The organism is Streptomyces sp. NPDC052496 (genome assembly GCF_040679095.1).
In the GTDB taxonomy this organism is placed as follows: domain Bacteria; phylum Actinomycetota; class Actinomycetes; order Streptomycetales; family Streptomycetaceae; genus Streptomyces.
The window spans coordinates 37,083-57,156 of the sequence record NZ_JBFAUH010000027.1 but is presented as its reverse complement, the minus strand read 5'-3'; the positions used below and the strand labels follow the sequence as shown (position 1 = coordinate 57,156).

Sequence of the window (20,074 nt, the reverse complement as noted above, 5' to 3'; positions counted from 1 at the left end):
GTTCACCGCCTCCCAGACCGCTGAAGGCGCGGCGGGAGTAGCCACCCGAGGAGGATCGACCCGCGGAGAGGCCACCCGAGAAGAAGCCACCCAAGGAGAACCCACCCGAAAAGAGGCCACCCGAGGAAAGGCGATCTACGGAGGCGCCACCCGCGGCAGAAACCCGCCGTTCCCAGCCGGAACCGGGCCGGGGAGAAGGAGCGCGAAGGAGCGCGAAGAAGTGCGAAGGAGCGCGAAGAAGCGCGGACAGAGTCGCAACGCCTCGCGGAACAGGCCCTTCCGTAAGGGGCGAAGGCGGCGAGCGCCCCGGAGGAACGCGGGCGGGAAACGCCAGGGGCCATGGGTGAAATAACCCGGAAATCACCGGAACGCTCACCGCGACACCCCTCTCGGGCGCGGGAGTGGCGCATCTCACCTCGGGCCCGGTGCGGGCCGCCAGGAAGGCGCTGCGGAGCACGTCGGCCCCGTACTGGAACCGGCCGGGCCTCGCGTGAAGTGAACGTGGAAGGAAACGCAGGGGAAAGCGGCGGTCAGCCGCGTCGCGGGCAGCGGCAGGTGGTGCCGGCGACGCGACCGAGGCCGACGCGGCGGCGCTGCACCAAGGGCTGCGGACTCTGCGTGGGGCGTGATCCTGTCCGTGAGCACACGCTCACGGCAAGCACTCGGCCACCTGGAGCAGGCCCCCCGGACCCCGCCCCGGTTCGATCCCCGGTTCGGATGAATCGCGGTCCTGCCCTAGACTCAGTGATGTGCCACGTGGTGACGGACGACTCAGCCACGACCTGCTCCCCGGCGAGAAGGGCCCCCAGGACGCATGTGGCGTCTTCGGTGTCTGGGCTCCGGGTGAAGAGGTCGCCAAACTCACCTATTTCGGGCTGTATGCCCTGCAGCACCGCGGACAGGAGTCCGCGGGCATCGCAGTGAGCAACGGCTCCCAAATCCTCGTATTCAAGGACATGGGCCTGGTTTCCCAGGTCTTCGACGAGACATCCCTCGGCTCCCTTCAGGGCCACATCGCCGTGGGTCACGCCCGTTACTCCACCACCGGTGCCTCGGTGTGGGAGAACGCCCAGCCGACGTTCCGTGCCACCGCGCACGGCTCGATCGCCCTGGGTCACAACGGCAACCTGGTCAACACCGCCGAGCTGGCCGAGATGGTCGCCGCACTGCCCCGTGAGGGCGGCCGCGCGACCCAGGTGGCCGCGACCAACGACACCGACCTCGTGACGGCCCTGCTGGCCGGCCAGGTCGACGAGGACGGCAAGCCGCTGACCGTCGAGGAGGCCGCCCCGCGCGTCCTGCCCAAGGTCTCCGGCGCCTTCTCGCTGTGCTTCATGGACGAGCACACCCTGTACGCGGCCCGTGACCCGCAGGGCATCCGCCCGCTGGTCCTCGGCCGCCTGGAGCGCGGCTGGGTGGTGGCCTCCGAGACGGCCGCCCTGGACATCTGCGGCGCCAGCTTCATCCGCGAGATCGAGCCGGGCGAGCTGATCGCCGTGGACGAGAACGGCCTGCGCAGCTCCCGCTTCGCCGAGGCCAAGCCCAAGGGCTGCGTCTTCGAGTACGTCTACCTGGCGCGTCCCGACACCGACATCGCGGGCCGCAACGTGTACCTCTCCCGGGTGGAGATGGGCCGCAAGCTGGCCGCCGAGGCGCCCGCCGAGGCCGACCTCGTCATAGCGACCCCGGAGTCCGGCACGCCGGCCGCGGTCGGCTACGCCGAGGCCAGCGGCATCCCGTACGGCGTCGGCCTGGTCAAGAACTCCTACGTCGGCCGGACCTTCATCCAGCCCTCGCAGACCATCCGCCAGCTCGGCATCCGCCTCAAGCTCAACCCGCTCAAGGAAGTCATCCGCGGCAAGCGCCTGGTGGTCGTCGACGACTCGATCGTCCGCGGCAACACCCAGCGCGCCCTGGTCCGGATGCTCCGGGAGGCCGGCGCGGCCGAGGTCCACATCCGGATCTCCTCGCCGCCGATCAAGTGGCCGTGCTTCTACGGCATCGACTTCGCCACCCGCGCCGAGCTGATCGCCAACGGTCTGACCGTGGATGAGATCGGTACGTCGCTGGGCGCCGACTCGCTGGCGTACATCTCGATCGACGGCATGATCGAGTCGACGACGATCGCCAAGCCGGACCTGTGCCGCGCGTGCTTCGACGGCCAGTACCCGGTCGACCTGCCCGACCCGGAGCTGCTGGGCAAGCACCTCCTGGAGGCGGAGACCGCGGGCCAGGCCAAGCCGGACCTGGACGGCGTCGAGACGCTGACGGCCGGGGTCGGCGGCGCCGACGCGCTGCGCCGCCCGTAGAGCTCGTTCACACCGACAGGAAGATTTCAACGCCATGTCTGCCGAGTCTTTTGAGCATGCCCAGCACGCGGGCACCAGCGCCAGCTACGCAGCAGCGGGCGTGGACATCGAAGCGGGCGACCGCGCCGTCGACCTGATGAAGCAGTGGGTCAAGAAGGCCACCCGCCCCGAGGTCGTCGGCGGCCTCGGCGGGTTCGCCGGCCTCTTCGACGCCTCCGCCCTCAAGCGGTACGAGCGGCCGCTGCTCGCCTCGGCCACCGACGGCGTCGGTACCAAGGTCGACATCGCCCGCCGGATGGGGGTGTACGACACCATCGGTCACGACCTGGTCGGGATGGTCGTCGACGACCTGGTCGTCTGCGGTGCCGAGCCGCTGTTCATGACCGATTACATCTGCGTCGGCAAGGTCTACCCGGAGCGGGTCGCGGCGATCGTCAAGGGCATCGCCGAGGGCTGTGTGCTGGCCGGCTGCGCGCTGGTCGGCGGCGAGACCGCGGAGCACCCGGGGCTGCTCGGGGCCGACGACTTCGACGTCGCGGGCGCCGGTACGGGCGTGGTCGAGGCGGATCGGGTGCTGGGCGCGGATCGTATCCGTACGGGTGACGTCGTCATCGCCATGGAGTCCTCCGGCCTTCACTCGAACGGGTACTCACTCGTCCGCCACGTGCTGTTCGACCGGGCCGGGATGTCCCTGGACCAGCGGGTCGAGGAGCTCGGCCGGACGCTGGGCGAGGAACTGCTGGAGCCCACGAAGATCTACTCGCTGGACTGCCTGGCCCTGACCCGTACGGCCGAGGTGCACGCCTTCTCGCACATCACCGGCGGCGGCCTGGCCAACAACCTGGCCCGGGTGATCCCGGACGGCCTGCACGCGACGGTCGACCGGTCCACCTGGACCCCGGACCCGATCTTCGACCTGGTCGGCAAGGCCGGTGACGTCGAGCGGCTGGAACTGGAGAAGACCCTGAACATGGGCGTCGGCATGATGGCCGTCGTCCCGCAGGAGTCGGTCGACGTGGCGCTGGCCACCCTCGCGGACCGCGGCGTGGACGCCTGGGTCAGCGGCGAGATCGTCGAGCGTGGTGACCACACCGAGGCAGTGACCCTGACCGGTGACTACGCTGCCTGACCCGGCCCGCAGGGCAGCACAGAACCCGGTCCGAGGTGACTACCCCGGACCGGGTCCGTGGAAATGCTGTGCACACCGTGCACGTACGACAGTGGAGACGTCGTACGTCAGGCGCGACGACGCTGCTGGGACGAGTTGCCCTCGTCCTCGTCATCGTCGTCTCGGTTGTAAAGGTCGGCGTACCGCGCGTACGGGTCGTCGTCCTCTTCATCCTCGAACGGCTCGCCGTTCGGCGGCTGCTGCTGTGCCGGCTGTTGCGGCGATGCACCCAGCTCTTCGGCCAGGCGTGAGAGATCAGTCCCACCGCTGTTGTACTTCAGCTGGCGGGCGACCTTCGTCTGCTTGGCCTTGGCCCGGCCGCGCCCCATGGCTCGACCCCCTCAACGACGGGGCTCGACGGCCCCAGAGTCTTGACACGCGTTCATGATTCAGAGCGGACTCTCGACGGAGAGACCGGCCCGTAGGGCTTCAACGGTACCTGCTTCCGCGGCCATACGGTACGTCGCCCGCATCACCGACCGCTCGGCATGACCGGCAGGACGCCCCGTCCCCGCTGGTCAGCTGCGATTTTAACCTGTCCGCCCGGGCGACCCGCCGACGGGTGGTGAGGGATGTCTCCTTCACCACACGTGATCCCTTACGGAGCGCTCGGAGATCGTCACGCGAGCGCCCCGCGGCGGTTTTCCGTACGCACCGTGACGCCGCTCGATACGGATGGTGATTAACGCGGTGTCAACAGGGCGATAGGGGCTCGCTCGGAGCTGTCCGTGAGCATGATCGGATCGCGATCAGCTTCGGTCGGTCCCGAGCATTGTCGGACATTGATGGGCGGAATCGGTCGCAATCTGGGCCGCGACCGGCTGAAAAATTGGCCTGAATCGAGCGGTACCGTCCGGGTCGGCGCCACCGGCGAGCGGTGGCGCCGGACATGTCAGGCCCGCCGGGCGTCCGCCATGCGCTGCTCGGCCAGCCGGTCCGCCGCCGCGGCAGGCGGAATGCCGTCCTCCTTCGCACGAGCGAATATCGCCAGCGTGGTGTCGAAGATCTTCGCCGCCTTGGTCCTGCAGCGGTCGAAGTCGAAGCCGTGCAGCTCGTCCGCCACCTGGATGACACCACCGGCGTTCACCACGTAGTCCGGCGCGTAGAGGATGCCGCGGTCGGAGAGGTCCTTCTCGACGCCGGGGTGCGCCAGCTGGTTGTTGGCCGCGCCGCAGACCACCTTCGCGGTCAGCACCGGCACCGTCTCGTCGTTCAGCGCACCGCCGAGGGCGCACGGCGCGTACACGTCCAGGCCCGGCGTACGGATCAGCGACCCGGTGTCCGGGGCCACGCTCACCTGCGGGTGCCGGCTGCGGACGCGCTCGACCGATTCGGCGCGCACGTCCGTGATCACGACCTCCGCGCCGTCCTGGAGAAGGTGCTCGACGAGGTGGTGGCCCACCTTGCCGACGCCGGCGACGCCGACCGTGCGGCCGCGCAGCGTCGGGTCGCCCCACAGGTGCTGCGCCGAGGCGCGCATCCCCTGGAAGACACCGAAGGCGGTCAGTACGGAGGAGTCGCCGGCGCCGCCGTTCTCGGGGGAGCGGCCGGTGGTCCACCGGTTCGTACGGGCGACGACGTCCATGTCCGCGACGTACGTACCGACATCGCAGGCGGTCACATAGCGGCCGCCGAGGGAAGCCACGAACCGGCCGTACGCGAGCAGGAGTTCTTCGGTCTTGATCAGTTCGGGGTCACCGATGATCACAGCCTTGCCGCCACCGTGGTCGAGACCGGCGAGGGCGTTCTTGTACGACATGCCACGGGAGAGGTTCAGGGCGTCCAGCACCGCCTCCTCCTCGGAGGCGTACGCGTGGAAGCGGGTGCCGCCGAGGGCCGGGCCCAGGGCGGTGTCGTGGATGGCGATCACGGCCCGCAGGCCGCTGGCGCGGTCCTGGCAGAGGACCACTTGCTCGTGGCCGCCCTGCTCGGAACGGAACAGCGTGTGCAGGACGCCGCCGTCGGCTGCGGGTGCCCCCTGCGCGGAATGCCGGGGGGAGGAGGGACGTACGTCGGTCACGGTGGTGACTCCCATAAGTCGCGGAGTACGCCCTCCGGTGGCTCCCTATTGCTTGTGGCAGGGGGAGGGCGGGAGGGCCGGTCGGGAAGAGAGTAAGACCTGAGAGGCGCGCTGATCGGTGCAGTGCGGAGGATCACCCTCTCCTGGGGGACGGGCGTGGGACGATTTGCCGTATCCCGAGCCGGGTGGCGTGAGTCAACTCCCGGTGCTTTGCACCTGTTTGCCAATCTTTGCGGTAGTTCTGCGGACGTCACGTTGTAGGAGACAAAGGAGCGGGCGTGGCCTTGGCGTCATCGGTGATGGTCCCGTACGCGGCATATCTACGGGTCTACGAGCCGCTCGCGGCGTTCCCCGAACCGGAGCGCTCCTACTGGGCGCGCTATGCCCGACGCGCGGAGACCCCCACGGTTCAGGACGAACTTCGGCGGTCTCTGGCCGATTTGCTGCCGACCCCGCCGGTGCCGGTGCCGGTCCATGAGAGCAGCGACGCCTTCGTCACGGTCGTGGACGGCGTGACCTGCGTCTGCCCCTGGCGGACGCGGCTGCGCGGCTGGCAGGCCCTGGAGGAGCTGACCGAGCTGCTCCCGGCGCCCGTGCTGGACGCGGCGCTGCCACCGGTGGTGCGGCGCCAGGCGGCCGCGGACTACGAGGAGTGGCTGGAGCGCAATCCGGACGCCCGGCCCTGGATCCGCACCGCCACCTGGCACGTACCGGTGCGCTGGTTCGCCCTCTTCGGTGACGGCGAGCGGGAGTACACCAAGAGCGAGCACGGCCCGGTACTGCGGTACCGCACGCCCATGGTGCAGGCGCGGCGCCGCGTGGCCAGGGGACTGCGTACGCTGCGCGACTCCCTGGAAGAGGGACCGCTGATCGACGGCCTGGTGGACGTGGGGCGCTGGCTGGAGGAGTTCCATCCGCGGGCGCTGGTGGAGCTGGACTACGGCGGGCTGGTGCACGCGGTGCCCGAGGGGCAGCTCGCCGAGGACCGGTCGGCCGCCGAGGTGGCGGAGGGGCTGGCGGCGCTGCGCGAGGGGGACAGCGACCGGGCCGGCGAGGCGTACGAGAAGCTGTCGGACCGGTGGCGAGAGGTACGTGAGCGGCAGTTCGCCAGCTGAGACGGGGCTCGTCCCCCTCTCCGGGACGACAAAATGATCTGCGGCCGTCGAGGCTCGTGCACACTACTGGTGCGGAGGTGCAGGACGTAGGTCCCGATCCGGGCGATTGCCTCAAGCGTGACCTAAAGCACTGACTTCGGGCCTTGCGGCCAAGCCATACCCTCGTGCCAAAATAGGACAAGGAGCCTGACAAGGGCCCCTTCCGCCCTACTAAGGGCGGATAGTTCGGTATTGCGCTCCTTGGTGGGTCTGATGGCGGCTGATCACCGTGTGACTGATCGTCACGGTGGTGTGACTGTCCGCTATGGCATGGTCCATCGGCTTCCGCCGAGGTTGAACACCTGAGAGGGCAATTCCATCGGTTTGGCCGACGTGGCTGGACAGATGGTGTAGTTGTAGTGCCGAGGACAAGCCGTTCGTCCTATAACCGACTCGGCCCGCGTCCGCCATTTCGGGCAACGCGGGTCAAGGTGCAGAATTTAGAGGAAAGAACCGTGATGGTTCGGTTCTCCCGAGGAGGCCGCTCATGACCGCTCGCACCCCTGACGCCGAGCCGCTGCTTACCCCCGCCGAGGTCGCCACGATGTTCCGCGTGGACCCGAAGACGGTGACCCGCTGGGCCAAGGCAGGCAAGCTCACGTCCATCCGCACGCTCGGAGGACGCCGGCGCTACCGCGAAGCCGAGGTTCGCGCTCTGCTCGCGGGCATTCCGCAGCAGCGCAGCGAAAGCTGAACAACCGCATGACCGGGCTGTTTTCGGGCCCCCCAACCCGACCTCGGCCCATGGAGCCCCACCCGGCTCCACTCAGCACCACCTAGCACCACACAGCTCCATACGACGCGGAGCCTGCCCCAACAGGCCCCACACCCGCACCATCTGGGTACGTCATCGATCGCGCTGGACTCCGCCGGGTCCAGCGCGATCTTTTTTGTGCGCGCCACGGCCCGTACGGGCGGCCGGCCCGGCCTGCTGGGCACCGCCCGCGGGGGCTACCGGGGCCGGGGCCTCGCTGTTCTCCGGTCCAGTCCAAGGGCTGCCGGGTGAGCAGTGCAATTGCACATATTAAATTGACCGGGTGTAGGGCGGCCGTAAGATTCCCGGTTCCTGAAACCCGGCCGGTGACACCCGTCACAGCCCGGGAAGGTTGTGGCGCCGACGCCGCTGCGATATTGGGGCCCGTAGGCCCTTCCTCCCTCAACAGCCTCCCACCGCAGGGCCGGTGGGAAAGCCGCCGTTGGTCACCGGGCCGGGGGACTTTGGTCCCCGCCCGCCTCCGCGGACGCCACGGCGGGCACGGCCGCCGCCGCACGCGCCGCTTCGCGGGACGCCGGGTCCGCGTCCGGCGCGGCGCCAGAAGCCGTGGAGGGCCCCCTGAAGGGCTTCTCGGGCGTCGGGGCGCCGGAGTCGGCGGCCGGGGCGCCGGCGGCGCGGCTGCGGGGCTCCATGGCGAGCCGCAACAGGCGGGCGCAGACGGGGCAGTGGCGGGTCAGATGGCGATAGCCCGTGGCGGCCGACAGGTGAGCCCGCAGCAGCGCCCTCGTCTCATGCCTGGCGGCTGACGACATCGCACACTCCTCCCGGCCCCGCGCCCTTCCTCGTGACTACCGGTGGTACGTGCCCCAGTCAATACGCGCATCGGCCCAGGCCCGCACGGCCCGGGCCTTCAGGCCACGGGGTGGAACGCCGTTCCCGTCCACCCTCCCCACGCGGGAGGCGAAGCAAACAGCCGCCGCCCTCCCCGGACAACGCAAACGGCCCGCATCCCAAAGGGACGCGGGCCGAACGATGCGGTCCTGACGGGATCTGCTGTGCCTGATGGCGGCTCCGCCGCGGGCGCGGCCTGACCGGTCGGCTGCCACAACGCAATCGGCCCGCATCCCAGAGGGACGCGGGCCGAACGATGCGGTCCTGACGGGATTTGAACCCGCGGCCTCCACCTTGACAGGGTGGCGAGCACTCCAAACTGCTCCACAGGACCTTGGTGCCGCTTCCGCTTGCGCGGTGCTGCGAAGCAAGACTCTACAGCAGGTCAGGGGGTGCGGTCGAACTCGGTCCCGCCGGGCCGTCCGGAAGGGGCCCGGGGCCGGTCACGCCTTGGGCACCGCCGCGTCCACGGCCTTCACGATCCGCTTGTCGGAGACCGGGTACGCCGTACCGAGCGCGTGCGCGAAGTAGCTGACCCGCAGCTCCTCGATCATCCAGCGGATCTCCCGGGCCTCGGCCGGTACCGGACGGCCCTGGGGGTACTGCTCCAGCAGCCAGGCGTACTCGTCCTGCATCTCCTTGACCTTCGCCATCCGGGCGCGGTCCCGGTCGGCGTTGTTGGGGAGCTGCTGGAGGCGGCGGTCCACGGCGACCAGGTAGCGCATCAGGTCCGGCAGGCGCTTGGCGCCGTGCGCGGTCACGAAGCCGGGCTTGATCAGGGCGGCGAGCTGTTCCTTGATGTCGGTCAGGGAGGGCAGCAGCGAGGCGAAGGTGGTGGCCTTCAGGCGGCGCTCGCACGCCTGCCAGGCGGCCAGTACCTCCCGTACCTGCTGGACCGTCTTCAACGTCGCGTCCACCAGGTCGGCGCGGACCGCGTCGAAGAGCTTGCGGAAGGACTCCTCGTCCCAGGCCGGCCCGCCGTGCGCGGCGATCAGCCGGTCGGCCGCGGCGGTCACGCAGTCCTCGAAGAGGGCCTGTATGGAGCCGTGGGGGTTGGCCGAGAGCGCCAGCTTCTGTTGATTGGTGAGCTTGCCCTGCGCGAACTTGGCTGGGTTGCTCTGGATATTCAACAAGATCAAACGGCGGGTGCCGGTCCACATCGCCGTCTGCTGTTCCGCCTCGGTGTCGAAGAGGCGGACGGCCACGCTCGTGCCCTCGTCGACCAGCGCCGGGTACGCCTTCAGGGGCTGGCCCCCGCGCCGGGTCTCGAAGGTGCGGGGCAGCGTGCCGAGCGTCCAGGACGTCAGGCCGGTGCGCTGTTCCAGGCCGGCCGGTGCGCCGGCCCCCGCGGGCGCGCCGTCCCCGCCGCCCTTGGCGGGCCGCTCGGCGGCCTGCGCGAAGGCCTTGGTGAGGGCCGCCTGCGTCTTCGGCTTGAGCTTGAGGCGCAGCGCTTCGAGGTCCTTGGCCTCGGCCAGCTTGCGGCGGCGCTCGTCGACCACCCGGAACGTGATCTTCAGGTGGTCCGGGACCTTGGCCAGGTCGAAGTCGGCCGGGTCGACCGGGACGCCGACCATCCGCTGCAGCCCGGCCGCCAGGGAGGTGGTCAGCGCGCCCTGGAGCGGCACGGTCGAGTCCAGGAAGCGGGCGGCGAAGTTCGGTGCCGGTACGTAGTTGCGGCGGATCGGTTTGGGCAGCGACCGGATCAGTTCGGTCACCAGCTGTTCGCGCAGGCCCGGGATCTGCCAGTCGAAGCCTTCGGAAGTGACCTGGTTGAGCACCTGGAGGGGGATGTGGACGGTCACGCCGTCCGCGTCCGCACCCGGCTCGAACTGGTACGTGACGCGGAACTTCAGCTTCCCCTGCCGCCAGGAGTCCGGGTAATCGTCCTTGGTGACGGCTTCGGCGGACTCGTTGATGAGCATGGAGTGCTCGAAGTTGAGCAACTCCGGCTCGTCATGGCGCTTCTTCTTCCACCAGGAATCGAAGTGCGCACCCGATACGACATGTTCGGGCAGGCGCTGATCGTAGAAGTCGAAGAGCGTCTCGTCGTCCACGAGGATGTCGCGCCGCCGGGCACGGTGCTCCAACTCCTCGACCTCGCCGAGCAGTTTGCGGTTGTCGTGGAAGAACTGGTGGTGGGTACGCCAGTCCCCCTCGACCAGGGCGTTGCGGATGAACAGGTCCCGGGAGGTCTCCGGGTCGATCCGCCCGTAGTTCACCTTCCGCTGGGCGACGATCGGCACGCCGTACAGCGTCACCCGCTCGTACGCCATCACCGCGGCCATCTTCTGTTCCCAGTGCGGCTCGCTGTACGTCCGCTTCACCAGGTGCTGGGCCAGCGGCTCGATCCACTCGGGCTCGATCTTCGCGTTCACCCGCGCCCACAGGCGGGACGTTTCGACCAGCTCCGCCGACATGACCCAGCGCGGCGGCTTCTTGAACAGCGCCGAGCCGGGGAAGACCGCGAACTTCGCGCTACGGGCGCCCAGGTACTCGTTCTTGGCGTCCGTGTCCTTCAGCCCGATGTGCGAAAGCAAACCGGACAGGAGGGAGGTGTGGATGGCGTCGGGGGCCGCGTCCTGCTCGCTGAGGTGCACCCCCATCGTCTTGGCGACCGTCCGCAGCTGCGAGTAGATGTCCTGCCACTCGCGTATGCGCAGGTAGTTCAGGTATTCGTTGCGGCACATCCGGCGGAACGCCGAGGACGACAGCGCCTTCTGCTGCTCGCGGACGTACCGCCACAGGTTCAGGTACGCCAGGAAGTCGCTGGTCTCGTCCTTGAAGCGGGCGTGCTGCTGGTCGGCCTGCTGCTGTTTGTCGGCGGGCCGCTCCCGCGGATCCTGGATGGACAGGGCCGCCGCGATCACCATGACTTCGCGTACGCACCCGTTGCGATCGGCCTCCAGCACCATCCGGGCCAGCCGCGGGTCGACCGGCAGCTGGGACAGCTTGCGCCCCAGCTGGGTGAGCCGCTTCTTGGGGTCCTTCTGCTTCGGGTCGAGCGCGCCCAGCTCGTTCAGCAGGTCGACGCCGTCCTTGATGTTGCGGCGGTCCGGCGGGTCGATGAACGGGAACTTCTCGATGTCACCGAGGCCGGCCGCGGTCATCTGCAGGATGACGGAGGCCAGGTTCGTGCGCAGGATCTCGGCGTCGGTGAACTCCGGACGGGTGAGGAAGTCGTCCTCGGAGTACAGCCGGATGCAGATGCCGTCGCTGGTGCGGCCGCAGCGGCCCTTGCGCTGGTTGGCGCTGGCCTGCGAAATCGGCTCGATCGGCAGCCGCTGGACCTTGGTGCGGTAGCTGTAGCGGGAGATCCGGGCCATGCCGGGGTCGATGACGTACCGGATGCCCGGCACGGTCAGCGAGGTCTCCGCGACGTTGGTCGCGAGCACGATCCGGCGGCCGGTGTGGCGCTGGAAGACACGGTGCTGCTCGGCGTGCGACAGGCGCGCGTACAGCGGCAGCACCTCGGTCTGCGGCAGGTTCTTCTTGTTGAGCGCGTCGGCGGTGTCGCGGATCTCCCGCTCGCCGGACAGGAAGACCAGGATGTCGCCGGGCCCCTCGGCCTGCAGCTCGTCGACCGCGTCGCAGATCGCGGTGATCTGGTCGCGGTCGCTGTCGGTGCCGCCCTCCTCCAGGAGCGGGCGGTAGCGGACCTCGACCGGGTACGTACGGCCGGACACCTCGACGATCGGCGCGCTCGGAGCCTGGTCCCCGCCCTTCTCCTGCCCCCCGTCCCCGTCCTGGGGCGCTGCCACGGCGGCGAAGGAACCGAAGTGCCGGGCGAACCGCTCCGGGTCGATGGTCGCGGAGGTGATCACGACCTTCAGGTCCGGGCGCCGGGGCAGCAGCTGGGCCAGGTACCCGAGGATGAAGTCGATGTTGAGGCTGCGCTCGTGCGCCTCGTCGATGATGATCGTGTCGTACTGGCGCAGCTCGCGGTCGGTCTGGATCTCCGCGAGCAGGATGCCGTCCGTCATCAGCTTCACGAGGGTGTCGGAACCGACCTGGTCGGTGAAGCGCACCTTCCAGCCGACCGCCTCGCCCAGCGGGGTCTTCAGCTCCTCGGCGACCCGCTCGGCGACCGTACGGGCGGCGATCCGGCGCGGCTGGGTGTGCCCGATCAGGCCGCGTACGCCACGGCCCAGCTCCAGGCAGATCTTGGGGATCTGGGTCGTCTTGCCGGACCCGGTCTCGCCCGCGACGATCACGACCTGGTGGTCGCGGATCGCTTCGAGGATCTCGTCCTTCTTCTGGCTGACCGGCAGCTGCTCCGGATACGTGATCGCGGGCACGGCGGCGCGCCGCTGCTCGACCCGCAGCTCCGCCTCCTCGACCCCGGCGGCGATCTCGGCGAGCACGGCCGCGCGGGCCTCGGGCTTACGGATCCGGCGCGCGCCGTCGAGCCGGCGCCCCAGCCGCTGCTGGTCGCGCAGCATCAGCTCGGGCAGCCGCTCCAGGAGAGCGGGCAGGGAGGGGGCGGCACCGTCGGGCCGGGCGGAGGCAGGCTGACTGGACATACGTCACCCAGGATCTCACCTCCGCGAATACGGTGGCGAACGAATTGCCGCCGGTGGGCGTCCGGGTGGGGATGCGGGGTGCTCGCGGCCGGGGTGCCGGGCAGTCCTAGGAGTGTTCCCGGCCGCTGCCCGGTCGCCCCGGCAGGGCTCGCGCACGGTGGGCCGACCACCAGGAGAATGTCCGGGTTAGGTGCTTTAGCGTGGCCTCATGGCTGATCAGCACGGTGACTTTCCCCAACCGCACGGCGCCCACGGGCGGCCTCCGACCAAGGCCGAGAGATGGGCCGCGTTCAAGAAGTCACCGTTCCTGCCCGCCACCGTGCTGGTCTTCATCCTCGCCGTCGCCGCCGGCCTCTTCGCGGGCTCGTACACGTACACCATGGCCAACCCGACCCCGCGGCACATCCCGACCGCCGTGGTCGGCCCGGCGGACTCCCCGCACGGCAAGGCGTTCGTCGGCGGCATGGAGAAGGCCCTGAACGCCTCCCTCCAGCTGCACACGTACGACTCGTACGCCGCCGCCGAGAAGGGCATCGAGGAGCAGGAGGTCTTCGCGATCCTGCGGGTGCGGGACAAGGGCATGGAGCTGGACGTGGCCGGGGCGGCGGGCGCCCAGGTGGCGCAGGTGCTGGAGCAGGCGGGGCCCAAGGTGGGGCAGGCGGTCGGCGTGCCGGTCGAGGTCAAGGACCTCAAGCCGCTCCAGGAGGGTGACCCGCGCGGGCTCGCCCTCTTCTACATCTCGCTCGCCGCCGTGATCATCGGTTTCGTCGGCGCCATCCAGCTGAGCGTGCACGCGCGCGGGCTCAATCCGCTGGAGCGGATCGCCTTCACCATGCTGTACGCGCTGCTGGGCGCCTTCGCGATCGCCGCGGTCGTGGACTGGCTGCTGGGCGCGCTGGACCTGCCGTTCGTGGAGTCCTGGCTGATCCTGGCGCTGACGATGTTCACGTCCGGCATGGTCTTCACGATGTTCAACACCCTGATCGGGCGCTGGGCCATGATCCCGACGTGGGGCCTGATGGTGCTGCTGGGCAACCCGTCCTCGGGCGGCGCGGTCTCCTGGCCGCTGCTGCCGTCCGTCCTCGGGCACATCGGCCGCTGGCTGCCCCCGGGCGCCTCGGTCAACGCGCAGCACACGGCCGTCTACTTCGGCGCGTCGCAGCACCTCTTCCCGTTCCTGGTGCTGGCCGGCTGGGCGCTGGTCTCCTGCGCGGTCTTCTGGATCTGGCGGCACCGGCACCCGGGCGGGCGCGAGGTGGGCGCGCTCGCGTCGGGGGTGCACCGGGCGGGGGCGCCGGGGGCCTGAACGTACGGCGGAGTCCGGCCCCGCTCCCGGGGCCGGACTCCGCCGTAGGGGTGAACGAAAGAGGCCCCGATCCGAAGATCGGGGCCTCTTCCCACTGCTGGTGGCTGGGGCCGGGGTCGAACCGGCGACCTATCGCTTTTCAGGCGATCGCTCGTACCAACTGAGCTACCCAGCCACAGCGGTCCTGACGGGATTTGAACCCGCGGCCTCCACCTTGACAGGGTGGCGAGCACTCCAAACTGCTCCACAGGACCTTGCACTGTGCGAGATCAAGCGTACCTGGTCTCGCACACGGTAATGCGTGCCCCCAACGGGATTCGAACCCGTGCTACCGCCTTGAAAGGGCGGCGTCCTGGGCCACTAGACGATGAGGGCTGATGGCCCGCCTTGGTGCCTTGTGGGGCGCCGTCGGGGACGTGAGAAGCATATGGGATGCAGGGACCGTTCGCCAAAACGGTTTGTTCGAGGCCGGTGGCGGAGGCGTTCGGACGGGGTCGGCGAGGCTTACGGGGAGGGCGTGGCCTTAGGGGGCGACGGGCCTCCCGGGGGCGTCGTGGGCTTCGGGGACGGGGTGGTGCTGGGGGACTGCGTGGCGCTCGGGTGCGGTGTGGCGCTGGGGAACTACGTGGTCCTCGGGTGTGGCGTGGCGCTGGGGGACTGCGTGGTCCTCGGGGACGGCGTGGCGCCGGCGGACGGTGTGGCCCCCGGCCGGTTCTCCCGTGGCAGGTGGCGGCTGACCTCGGCGCTCGACAGGCCCAGTCCGCCGAGCGTGATCTCGTCCCACGCCTGGAGGTGCCGGGTCCGGCGGTCCAGGTAGAGGACGGACGCCTGCACCGGAGCGGGCTTCTTGCCCTGCACCGCGCGCAGCCCGCCGCCGCCCGTGGAGCCCTCGATCATCAGCCGGGTGCCCTGGGGGAGCACACTGTTCTCGCGGTGGTGGACATGACCGGCCAGCGCCAGCGGAACCAGACCGTCCGCCTCGGCCGCCGCGACCGGGTTGTGCGCCAGCGCGATGTCCACGGGCGTACCCGCGAGCCGCTGCGTACGGAGCGAGTCGGCCAGCTTGCCGCCCGCCGTGCGCTCGGCGAAGTCGCCCTCCGCGACGACCGAGCGGTCCGGGGTGAACTGCGGGTCGCCGACCCCGGCGATCCGCAGCCCGCCGACGCTGACCGCCCGGCCACCGTCGAGGACGGTGGCGTTCTTCCGGGACGCGAGGTACTGCTGCGTGGTCGCGGAGTCGTGGTTGCCGCGGACCCAGACGTACGGCGCGCCGAGCGTGGCGACGGGGTCCAGGAAGGCGTTCTCGGCGGCCGAGCCGTGGTCCATGGTGTCGCCGGTGTCGATGATCACGTCGATCTTGTACTGCTTCACCAGCGACTTGATGATCTGCCAGGCCGCCGGGTTGAGGTGGATGTCGGAGACGTGCAGCACCCGAATGGTGGTGGGATCGGGCGTGTACGCGGGCAGGGTGGAGGTGGCTTCGTACAGCTTGGTCACGTTCGTCACCAGGCGCGCCAACTCCCGCTGGTACACGTCGAACTCGCTGACGATGTTGCGGGCGTTGCCGACCACCGAGGGCGCGGAGGACAGCAGACCGGAGAACTTCGGTTCCAGGACGGACTTGGGGTTCCAGGTGGCGTACGCGGCGGCGCCGGACGAGGCCAGCAGGGCGAGCGCCAGTCCGCCGGCCGCCAGCGCGCGGCGCGGCCGCCGGTAGACGGCCAGGCCCAGCGCGGTGGCGCCGGAGACCACCGCGACGCAGGAACGGAAGGCGAGGGTGCCGGTGCCGCTGACGACGTCACGGGTGACCTGCTCCTGGAGGCCGGCGAACCGTTCCGGGTGGTCGACCAGGGCCTGGGACCGTACGGGATCCAGCCGGTCGACGTCGACATCGAGCCGTATCGGCGCGTAGTGGCTGCGCAGCTCCAGGGCGCCCAGCGGCGAGACGTTGATCTTCGTGCCGCCGGAGAGCGACGGCCGCAGTGTCATGTTCGTGTCCACCGGCCCTACGGGAGCGTGGACGCTGCCGACGATCAGCAGGCCCAGCCAGGCGCCGAGCAAGGTGACGGCGAGCAGGCCGAGGGCGCGGGCGTACGGGTGCGGGGTGTGGGTGAGGGTGCTGGTGGGGGCGGTGTGGTGGGAGCGGTAGTCGCGGAGGACGGCGGCGGGAACGCCCCGTATCCGGGCGAGCGCGGTACGGAGCAGTCGGAGCACGAGGGAGCCGGACGGGTCGGGCGGGGCGGGAGAGCCGGAGGGTCCGGGAGTGCCGGACGAGCCGGAGGAGCCGGGTGAGTCGGGAGGGCCTGGGGAGGAGCCCCCGGGCGGCGCGACACGGGCCATTGGGCGCATATTCCCGGGCGCCGCGCCCGCCATGCCCCGGAATGGGCTCCGGTCGCGCCTACGGGGCCGGCCCGTCGACGCTGCCACGCCGCGCGGTACCGCCGCCGAGCTGCACCGCTGCCGCGCGGTGCCGTGACGGACAATGGGCGGTGTGCTGGAGATGACGCGCGAGGAGTTCGAGGAACTGGTGGCCGAGGCGCTGGACCGGATCCCGCCGGAGCTGACACGGCTGATGGACAACGTGGCGGTGTTCGTCGAGGACGAACCACCGGCCGAGGACCCCGATCTCCTGGGGCTCTACGAGGGGACGCCGCTGACCGACCGCGGGGAGTGGTACGCGGGCGTGCTGCCCGACCGGATCACCATCTACCGCAACCCGACCCTGCGGATGTGCGACACCCGGGAGGACGTGGTCGCGGAGACCGAGGTGACCGTCGTGCACGAGATCGCGCACCACTTCGGGATCGATGACGAGCGGCTGCACGCGCTGGGATACGGCTGAGGCGGGGCGCAGGGGCCCAGGGGCGCAGGGGTGTGGACACAGAGGTGAAGGGCGAAGGAGGCGCGGGGGCGCGGGACAGGCTCGGCCGGCCGGGAGCGGGCGGTGGCCGGACGGGCCGCGCTGCGGTCGGTTCCCGGCCGGTTCGTGGTCGGTTCCCGGTCGCTTCGCGGTCGGTTCACGGCTTTCGTGGTCTTCGCGGCCTTCGCGATGGCGCCGGGGGCGTCCGCAGGGCGATCAGGGCGGTGATCAGGCCCGTACGGACGCGATCTCGTGCGTACGGCGCGTGTCCTCGGGCGGTCGGCGGGAGTTGGGCAGGGCGTTCATCTCCGCAGTCTCCGCGCTCCGGATCCGGAGGTCCCGCCCGTGCGCCCGATCGCTTCTCCCCATTCCGGCCCGGCCCTGAACCGGCTCGCCGCCGCCGTGGCCGCCGCCTCCGCCCTGGCCGCGTCGCTGAGCGGCTGCATGAGCGTGAGCGACGCGGAACCGCCCAAGCCGTCGGGCTCGTCGGCGCGCCCCGACGGCGGGCCCGCGCCGGACGGTGGAACGGTCGACAGTCGCGGCGGGAGCCCGGACCGCAGGGGGCGTGCGGGCGGCGGGCACGGTGTGGAGGGGCACGCGGGGGCGCCCGCGAGCGATCGCACGCCCTCGGCGGGCGAAACGGAGCCGGAACCGGAACCGGCGTCGGGCGCCGCCCCCGGTCCCGAGCAGCCCGGACCGCCCGGCAGCGGTCCCGCGGCGCCCGTTCCGGCGCACCCCGGCGGCCGGCCCTCGTCGACGGCCCAGCCGCCCCGTACGACCCCGACCGTGAAGCCGACCCCGAGCGCGAGCCCGGACCCGCAGCCGAGTTCCCCCGCACCGACCCAGTCGTCCGCACCGCCCGCTCCGTCGAACCCGGAGAGCGCGGGGTAGGGGCGGGCCGTCCGAGCCGTCCGAGCCGTCCGAGCCCTCCGGGCCATCCGGGGAGCTTCGGAGGGGCATGTTGAGGAGCACGCGGAGGGGGTCCTCGGGCGACCCGTGTGACCTGCGAGAACAGGGGTGTACGGAGCGTGACACGGGCCCTGGGAGTCGCAGTGGGGAACGGGGGTTCGGGAGGGCATTTGCCTTCCGGGGGTCCGAGTGAGTATGGTGGTAGATCGTTTGATCCCATTTGCCCGGCGCATGATGCAGCGCCGTGTGGCGCGTTCTCTCCCTTGCCGTGGCTGACCGCATTGAGGCGGTCGTTTGTGAAGTCTCACGGAGTTTGGGCGCGTGCCTGTGCCGAGACTCCGGAAGGTTTCGCATTTCGCATGTCTGTTTCCACTGATCAGTCCGTCCTGCCCGCAGCCGATGAGCAGGCGGCTCCCCAGCAGGACCAGCCGCAGGACCAGGCCGTCACCGAGACGCCTGCCGACGTGGCCGAGGCCACCGAGGCCCCCGAGCCGGCAGAAGCGACCGAGGACGCCGCCGAGGACGCGGCCCCCGAGATCACCTTCGGTGACCTCGGCCTCGACGACAAGATCGTCCGCAAGCTGGCCCAGAACGGTGTCACCACCCCGTTCCCCATCCAGGCCGCGACCATCCCGGACGCGCTCGCCGGCCGCGACATCCTCGGCCGGGGCCGCACCGGCTCCGGCAAGACCCTCTCCTTCGGTCTGCCGCTGCTGAGCCGCCTGGCCGGCGGCCACACCGAGAAGAAGCGCCCCCGCGGCGTCATCCTCACCCCGACCCGTGAGCTGGCCATGCAGGTCAGCGACGCGCTCCAGCCGTACGGCGACGTCCTGGGCCTCAAGCTCAAGGTCGTCTGCGGCGGTACGTCCATGGGCAACCAGATCTACGCGCTGGAGCGCGGCGTCGACGTCCTCGTCGCCACCCCCGGCCGCCTGCGCGACATCATCAACCGCGGCGCCTGCTCGCTGGACGACGTCGAGACCGCCGTCCTGGACGAGGCCGACCAGATGGCCGACCTGGGCTTCCTGCCCGAGGTCACCGAGCTGCTCGACCTGATCCCGTCCGGCGGCCAGCGCATGCTGTTCTCCGCCACGATGGAGAACGAGATCGGCACCCTGGTCAAGCGCTACCTGACCAACCCGGCGACCCACGAGGTCGACGCGGCCCAGGGCGCGGTCACCACCATGACCCACCACGTGCTGGTCGTGAAGCCGAAGGACAAGGCGCCGGTCACCGCCGCCATCGCCGCCCGCAAGGGCCGCACCATCATCTTCGTCCGCACCCAGCTCGGCGCCGACCGCGTCGCCGAGCAGCTGTGCGACTCCGGTGTGCGCGCCGACGCGCTGCACGGCGGCATGACGCAGGGCGCGCGGACCCGCACGCTGGCCGACTTCAAGGACGGTTACGTCAACGTCCTCGTCGCCACCGACGTCGCCGCCCGCGGCATCCACGTCGACGGCATCGACCTGGTCCTGAACGTGGACCCGGCCGGTGACCACAAGGACTACCTGCACCGTTCCGGCCGTACCGCCCGCGCGGGCCAGTCCGGCACGGTCGTCTCGCTGGCGCTGCCGCACCAGCGCCGCCAGATCTTCCGCCTGATGGAGGACGCGGGCGTGGACGCCTCGCGCCACATCGTCGGCGGCGCCGGCGCCTTCGACGAGGACGTGGCCCGGATCACCGGTGCCCGCTCCCTCACCGAGGTGCAGGCCGACTCGGCGACCAACTCCGCCAAGCAGGCCGAGCGCGAGGCCCAGGAGCTCTCCCGCGAGCTGGAGCGCGCGCAGCGCCGCGCCGCCGAGCTGCGCGAGGAGGCCAACCGGCTGACCGCGCGCGCCGCGCGGGAGCGGGGCGAGGACCCGGAGGAGGCGGTGGCCGCCGCCGAGGCCGCCGTGGAGGAGGCCGCCGAGGCCGCCGTACCGGCCCAGGCCGCCCCCGAGGCCGACGAGGCGCCGCGCCGCTCCACGTACCGCGACGAGCGGGGCAACTTCGAGCGCCGTGACCGTCGTGACGACCGCTCGGGCGGTGGCTTCAGCCGTGACCGTCGTGACGACCGTTCCGGTGGTGGCTTCAACCGCGACCGCCGGGACGACCGCGGCGAGCGTGGCGACCGTGGTGGCTTCAGCCGTGACCGTCGTGACGACCGCTCGGGCGGTGGCTTCAGCCGTGACCGTCGTGACGACCGTTCCGGTGGTGGCTTCAACCGCGACCGCCGGGACGAC

General features: G+C 70.7%; 12 protein-coding genes and 4 tRNA genes. 7 read left to right on the top strand and 9 right to left on the bottom strand.

Annotation, left to right across the window (positions count from 1 at the left end):
• The first annotated feature begins 749 nt into the window (after positions 1–749).
• Together purF and purM are read left to right on the top strand one after the other, a co-directional pair.
• Positions 750–2,309 carry an amidophosphoribosyltransferase gene (purF, locus tag AB0L45_RS30780; protein WP_365845715.1) on the top strand — a complete coding sequence of 520 codons (1,560 nt, stop codon included), beginning with the start codon at positions 750–752 and terminating at the stop codon, positions 2,307–2,309.
• Positions 2,310–2,343: 34 nt separating this feature from the next.
• A complete protein-coding gene (gene purM, locus AB0L45_RS30775) occupies positions 2,344–3,438 on the top strand; it encodes a phosphoribosylformylglycinamidine cyclo-ligase (protein WP_365845713.1) in 1,095 nt (364 codons plus the stop codon).
• A 107-nt stretch (positions 3,439–3,545) separates the two neighbouring features.
• On the opposite strand, the gene AB0L45_RS30770 is transcribed toward purM, so the two are convergent.
• Both AB0L45_RS30770 and AB0L45_RS30765 read right to left on the bottom strand, forming a co-directional pair.
• Complete coding sequence (locus tag AB0L45_RS30770) at positions 3,546–3,806, bottom strand: DUF3073 domain-containing protein (RefSeq protein ID WP_003980574.1); 261 nt, start codon at positions 3,804–3,806, stop codon at positions 3,546–3,548.
• 563 nt (positions 3,807–4,369) lie between these two features.
• Complete coding sequence (locus AB0L45_RS30765; RefSeq protein WP_365845711.1) at positions 4,370–5,512, bottom strand: Glu/Leu/Phe/Val dehydrogenase dimerization domain-containing protein; 1,143 nt, start codon at positions 5,510–5,512, stop codon at positions 4,370–4,372.
• Between the two features lie 263 nt (positions 5,513–5,775).
• Here AB0L45_RS30765 and AB0L45_RS30760 point away from each other — a divergent pair, with 263 nt between their 5' ends.
• Both AB0L45_RS30760 and bldC read left to right on the top strand, forming a co-directional pair.
• The gene (locus AB0L45_RS30760) at positions 5,776–6,612 is read left to right on the top strand and encodes a hypothetical protein (RefSeq protein ID WP_365845709.1); all 837 of its coding nucleotides are present in this window, start codon (positions 5,776–5,778) and stop codon (positions 6,610–6,612) included.
• Between the two features lie 526 nt (positions 6,613–7,138).
• Positions 7,139–7,345 carry a developmental transcriptional regulator BldC gene (gene bldC / locus AB0L45_RS30755; protein ID WP_031025915.1) on the top strand — a complete coding sequence of 69 codons (207 nt, stop codon included), beginning with the start codon at positions 7,139–7,141 and terminating at the stop codon, positions 7,343–7,345.
• A 506-nt stretch (positions 7,346–7,851) separates the two neighbouring features.
• On the opposite strand, the gene AB0L45_RS30750 is transcribed toward bldC, so the two are convergent.
• From AB0L45_RS30750 to hrpA, 3 genes are all read right to left on the bottom strand, one after another.
• The gene (locus AB0L45_RS30750; protein ID WP_365845707.1) at positions 7,852–8,178 is read right to left on the bottom strand and encodes a DUF6274 family protein; all 327 of its coding nucleotides are present in this window, start codon (positions 8,176–8,178) and stop codon (positions 7,852–7,854) included.
• Between the two features lie 338 nt (positions 8,179–8,516).
• Positions 8,517–8,591: transfer RNA gene (locus AB0L45_RS30745), tRNA-Asp, on the bottom strand.
• A 109-nt stretch (positions 8,592–8,700) separates the two neighbouring features.
• Positions 8,701–12,777 carry an ATP-dependent RNA helicase HrpA gene (hrpA, locus tag AB0L45_RS30740; RefSeq protein WP_365845705.1) on the bottom strand — a complete coding sequence of 1,359 codons (4,077 nt, stop codon included), beginning with the start codon at positions 12,775–12,777 and terminating at the stop codon, positions 8,701–8,703.
• A 208-nt stretch (positions 12,778–12,985) separates the two neighbouring features.
• On the opposite strand from hrpA, the gene AB0L45_RS30735 reads away from it, so the two are divergent.
• The gene (locus AB0L45_RS30735) at positions 12,986–14,083 is read left to right on the top strand and encodes an ABC transporter permease (RefSeq protein ID WP_365845703.1); all 1,098 of its coding nucleotides are present in this window, start codon (positions 12,986–12,988) and stop codon (positions 14,081–14,083) included.
• A gap of 98 nt (positions 14,084–14,181) precedes the next feature.
• On the opposite strand, the gene AB0L45_RS30730 is transcribed toward AB0L45_RS30735, so the two are convergent.
• The 4 genes from AB0L45_RS30730 to AB0L45_RS30715 all read right to left on the bottom strand — a co-directional run bounded on the left by AB0L45_RS30730 (position 14,182) and on the right by AB0L45_RS30715 (position 16,423).
• A tRNA-Phe gene (locus AB0L45_RS30730) sits at positions 14,182–14,258 on the bottom strand.
• Between the two features lie 4 nt (positions 14,259–14,262).
• Positions 14,263–14,337: transfer RNA gene (locus AB0L45_RS30725), tRNA-Asp, on the bottom strand.
• 48 nt (positions 14,338–14,385) lie between these two features.
• A tRNA-Glu gene (locus AB0L45_RS30720) sits at positions 14,386–14,458 on the bottom strand.
• A gap of 246 nt (positions 14,459–14,704) precedes the next feature.
• On the bottom strand, positions 14,705–16,423 hold the full coding sequence (locus tag AB0L45_RS30715) for a metallophosphoesterase (RefSeq protein ID WP_365845701.1): 1,719 nt from the start codon (positions 16,421–16,423) through the stop codon (positions 14,705–14,707).
• 151 nt (positions 16,424–16,574) lie between these two features.
• Between AB0L45_RS30715 and AB0L45_RS30710 the strand changes: the two genes are divergently transcribed.
• Both AB0L45_RS30710 and AB0L45_RS30705 read left to right on the top strand, forming a co-directional pair.
• Positions 16,575–16,925, top strand: a complete 351-nt coding sequence (locus tag AB0L45_RS30710) for a metallopeptidase family protein (RefSeq protein WP_365845699.1) — start codon at positions 16,575–16,577, stop codon at positions 16,923–16,925.
• 1,286 nt (positions 16,926–18,211) lie between these two features.
• Positions 18,212–20,074: DEAD/DEAH box helicase (locus AB0L45_RS30705; RefSeq protein WP_365845697.1), on the top strand; the 1,863-nt coding region annotated here is incomplete at its 3' end.

Coding starts and splice junctions, on each gene's coding strand:
- AB0L45_RS30765 (WP_365845711.1), bottom strand. CDS start 5,512: ATGGGAGTCACCACCGTGACCGACGTACGTCCCTCCTCCCCCCGGCAT.
- AB0L45_RS30750 (WP_365845707.1), bottom strand. CDS start 8,178: ATGTCGTCAGCCGCCAGGCATGAGACGAGGGCGCTGCTGCGGGCTCAC.
- purM (WP_365845713.1), top strand. CDS start 2,344: ATGTCTGCCGAGTCTTTTGAGCATGCCCAGCACGCGGGCACCAGCGCC.
- bldC (WP_031025915.1), top strand. CDS start 7,139: ATGACCGCTCGCACCCCTGACGCCGAGCCGCTGCTTACCCCCGCCGAG.
- AB0L45_RS30715 (WP_365845701.1), bottom strand. CDS start 16,423: ATGGCCCGTGTCGCGCCGCCCGGGGGCTCCTCCCCAGGCCCTCCCGAC.
- AB0L45_RS30770 (WP_003980574.1), bottom strand. CDS start 3,806: ATGGGGCGCGGCCGGGCCAAGGCCAAGCAGACGAAGGTCGCCCGCCAG.
- AB0L45_RS30735 (WP_365845703.1), top strand. CDS start 12,986: ATGGCTGATCAGCACGGTGACTTTCCCCAACCGCACGGCGCCCACGGG.
- hrpA (WP_365845705.1), bottom strand. CDS start 12,777: ATGTCCAGTCAGCCTGCCTCCGCCCGGCCCGACGGTGCCGCCCCCTCC.